The organism is Bacillus cereus group sp. BfR-BA-01379, from assembly GCF_022663605.1.
Classification (GTDB): Bacteria; Bacillota; Bacilli; order Bacillales; family Bacillaceae_G; genus Bacillus_A; species Bacillus_A mobilis.
In genome coordinates this window covers 1-1,350 of the sequence record NZ_JAKUFT010000164.1, presented here as the reverse complement: position 1 = coordinate 1,350, position 1,350 = coordinate 1, and the positions used below count along the sequence as shown (strand labels likewise).

Genomic DNA, 1,350 nt, shown 5'->3' with positions numbered 1-1,350 from the left:
GGAATACAAGGAGTACCAGGTCCAACAGGAGAAACAGGACCACAAGGAGTTCAAGGAATACAAGGGCCGATGGGAGATATAGGACCAACAGGACCAGAAGGTCCAGAAGGACTTCAGGGTCCACAAGGAATCCAAGGCGTGCCAGGACCAGCTGGAGCAACAGGTCCAGAGGGTCCACAAGGAATCCAAGGAATTCAAGGACCAGTAGGAGCGACAGGACCAGAAGGCCCACAAGGAATACAGGGATTACAAGGAATTCAAGGTGTAACAGGAGCAACTGGAGCGCAAGGAGCAACTGGAATCCAAGGCGTTCAAGGGAATATAGGTGCAACGGGTCCAGAGGGTCCGCAAGGTGTTCAAGGTACTCAAGGGGCGATAGGTCCAACAGGTCCAATGGGAGCGCAGGGAGTGCAAGGTATTCAAGGAATCCAAGGTCCGACTGGTGCGCAAGGAGTGCAAGGACCGCAGGGAATTCAAGGAATCCAAGGTCCAACAGGAGTAACAGGGGATACGGGTGTAACCGGAGCGACAGGGGAAGGAACTACAGGGCCGACAGGAGTAACAGGTCCAACCGGGATAACAGGTCCTTCTGGAGGACCTGCAGGACCGAGTGGTCCAACGGGGCCATCAGGTCCGACAGGAGTGACAGGTCCATCCGGTGGACCACCTGGACCAACAGGAGCAACTGGGGTTACAGGAGCAACTGGAGATACTGGGATTACGGGCTCAACAGGAGTGACAGGAGCGACCGGAGAAACGGGAGCAACTGGGGTTACGGGTTTACAAGGCCCGCAAGGAGTACAAGGGCCTCAAGGGATACAAGGAGTAACTGGGGCGACAGGAGATCAAGGTCCACAGGGAATCCAAGGTCCTCAAGGAATTCAAGGTCCAACAGGTCCCCAAGGAATTCAAGGTGCACAAGGTCCCCAAGGGATACAAGGAGCAACCGGAGCAACAGGAGCACAAGGTCCGCAGGGAATTCAGGGGATACAAGGGGTGCAAGGTCCGACTGGTCCTCAAGGCCCAACCGGAATTCAAGGTGTTCAAGGAGAAATAGGTCCAACCGGTCCCCAAGGTGTGCAAGGATTGCAAGGTCCCCAAGGCCCAACAGGGGATACGGGAGCTACTGGTTCACAAGGCCCGCAAGGAATTCAAGGTCCAACGGGAGTCACTGGAGCAACCGGAGCGACAGGTCCCCAAGGAATTCAAGGGCCGCAGGGGGTCCAGGGTCCCCAAGGTCCAACGGGGGCCACAGGAGCAACTGGTGCACAAGGCCCAACAGGGGACACGGGTCCAACTGGTTCGCAAGGAATCCAAGGTCCAACCGGTCCAACTGGAGCTGGAGCAACC

The 1,350-nt window shown here is 56.7% G+C and carries 1 pseudogene; it reads left to right on the top strand.

What is annotated here, in order from left to right:
• Positions 1 to 1,350: pseudogene (locus tag MR113_RS27140) on the top strand (BclA-related collagen-like exosporium protein); the annotation flags it as partial.